Annotated in this window: 3 protein-coding genes and 3 pseudogenes; 1 reads left to right on the forward strand and 5 read right to left on the reverse strand. The window is 39.1% G+C overall.

Annotated elements, in window-relative coordinates:
- The 5 genes and pseudogenes from BFF42_RS15375 to BFF42_RS28350 form a co-directional block, all read right to left on the reverse strand.
- A partial coding sequence (locus BFF42_RS15375) for an IS1-like element transposase (protein WP_146627760.1) occupies positions 1–241 on the reverse strand: 241 nt, incomplete at its 3' end.
- A 33-nt stretch (positions 242–274) separates the two neighbouring features.
- Positions 275–815: pseudogene (locus BFF42_RS15380) on the reverse strand (Imm57 family immunity protein).
- A 372-nt stretch (positions 816–1,187) separates the two neighbouring features.
- Positions 1,188–1,406, reverse strand: a pseudogene (locus BFF42_RS28345) (RHS repeat-associated core domain-containing protein); the annotation flags it as partial.
- A gap of 33 nt (positions 1,407–1,439) precedes the next feature.
- Positions 1,440–1,901, reverse strand: a complete 462-nt coding sequence (locus BFF42_RS15395) for an SEL1-like repeat protein (protein WP_000642489.1) — start codon at positions 1,899–1,901, stop codon at positions 1,440–1,442.
- 11 nt (positions 1,902–1,912) lie between these two features.
- Positions 1,913–2,020, reverse strand: a pseudogene (locus tag BFF42_RS28350) (hypothetical protein); the annotation flags it as partial.
- Positions 2,021–2,061: 41 nt separating this feature from the next.
- Between BFF42_RS28350 and BFF42_RS15400 the strand changes: the two are divergent.
- On the forward strand, positions 2,062–2,226 hold a 165-nt coding region (locus BFF42_RS15400; protein ID WP_000179192.1), incomplete at its 3' end, for an IS1 family transposase.

The following is a 2,226-nucleotide window of genomic DNA, read 5'->3' on the forward strand; positions in this document are numbered from 1 at the left end:
AAATCGTGTTGAGGCTAACGCCCATAATGCGTGCAGTTGCCCGGCATCCAACGCCATTCATGGCCATATCAATAATTTTCTGGTGCGTACCGGGTTGAGAAGCGGTGTAAGTGAACTGCAGTTGCCATGTTTTACGGCAGTGAGAGCAGAGATAGCGCTGATGTCCGGCAGTGCTTTTGCCGTTACGCACCACCCCGTCAGTAGCTGAACAGGAGGGACAGCTGATAGAAACAGAAGCCACTGGAGCACCTCAAAAACACCATCATACACTAAATCAGTAAGTTGGCAGCATCACCCATTCATCGATGCATTTTATAGAATCATCAATGGCCATAATAGTACTATTAACTCTCAATTTTATATTTTTATCATCACTACAAATATTAACTGAATTTATATCAATGATTTTTTTATTCTTATCTTTTATTTTATTTACTGTTTCAATGCAATCAGCGGCAAGTTGGAGTGGATTTAGATTTTTCAGATATGGTCTTATGATCTTTCCCTTACTTAATAAATAGCATGTATAGGATTCGGAAAGTCCAGCATCTATTTTGTACCTCATTATATTAGATAAGGATGTGAGAAATTCCTTGTTATCATTCGCAGCCATATATGCCAGTCCGAGTTCAGCCTCTGCGGCCTTACAGGCAAAATAGCTTAGTGAACACGCTTTTCGTCCCTCTTTAGTACTGGCTGATATTAGTGCCCATAATATTGCTTTGTCTGCCAAATCTAACTCTCTCTGAAATTTTCTTGCAGTAACTGCACTCGCAGAAATAGAGAAAAAATACAATTGTTAATAACCTTGCCATATTTTTTTAGTCCGTAACTGTTAATGTGCTATCTGGCTCTGAAAATATTAACTCATTTAATTTTTGCATGTCATTAGATAAACCAGTTATACAACCCTCGGAACAGAATCGAGGTCCTAAAGACGGACCAAAAGTGTTTAAACAACTATGTATTGAAAATCCATTGCGATTATAAGTTCCTGTATTAACTGACGGTACTAATCGTATGCCGTCAGGTTTTCTATTGCTTGCTCCCGGGTCATTAACATTCCAACTCCATAGGCCTTGAGGTATTGGCCATCTATTTATAAATGTGTACAACGGGGATTATTTTTATATTGCATATTATTACCAGAAGCGACTGGAATACTAAGCACATCATAAAAATTATCATCACATGGTATATCTGAAACACACGAAAGCATACCTAAAGTTATGTTGTATAAACAGGTGGCTAATCCCAAGGGGATCGATTCCAGAAATCGGGTTCAACGGATACTGATAAAAATTCCACCTACCTTCCAGCCCAATCGGAGCCTGAGTGTTATACCGCCCCTGCTGCGGTTAATGTTACCGATAATAGTTATAGTACAGCCCTGATTCATCATCATACTACTGCTGCGGCAGTCTGATGAACTATTGCTTTTACGGATTCTCCTTATTCTTCCTTCTATCCATTCGCTTTAGCTTTTTGAGCTCTTGAAGTTTGCTCTTTGCATCAATATTACCGTTATTTACAGCGAATTCCATCCAATAAATAGCTCTATTCAAATTATAATATTCTGATAATGTTGGATTTGTATCTGATAAAAAGACCCCATAATTAAACTGCGCTGTAACATTCCCCTGAGATGCTGATCTTTCCAAGAATCGCAATTGTTTATCAATATTATTTTTAGTAAAGCAGTAATATTGATATAGTCGAAATGATGCCTCTGAATCACCATGTTGTGATTTATACTTCAGTTTCATCAGCTTTTCTTCACTTAAATCATAGGTCATTGCTGTAGATCCCATCACACTTTCGTTTTCTTTTATTTTCACATCAGCACCATGCAATTGACCAATAAGAGAAAAATAAAAAAATAGTAACAAGCATGCTTTCATACATCTACAACCTATCTTATATCACTGGGTTTTTCTGGCGTACCTTGCATATTAGAAATGGGGTGCCCAGATGGCCCATATGTTATCCAATTACCAAGGTCTTTTGGTGATGCTGCCAACTTACTGATTTAGTGTATGATGGTGTTTTTGAGGTGCTCCAGTGGCTTCTGTTTCTATCAGCTGTCCCTCCTGTTCAGCTACTGACGGGGTGGTGCGTAACGGCAAAAGCACTGCCGGACATCAGCGCTATCTCTGCTCTCACTGCCGTAAAACATGGCAACTGCAGTTCACTTACACCGCTTCTCAACCCGGTACGCACCAGAAA

This window comes from Shigella sp. FC1661 (assembly GCF_001712525.1).
GTDB lineage: Bacteria > Pseudomonadota > Gammaproteobacteria > Enterobacterales > Enterobacteriaceae > Escherichia > Escherichia coli.

Excerpts from the sequence above, each read along its gene's own strand:
- BFF42_RS15395 (WP_000642489.1), bottom strand. The coding sequence starts at position 1,901 with ATGAAAGCATGCTTGTTACTATTTTTTTATTTTTCTCTTATTGGTCAA.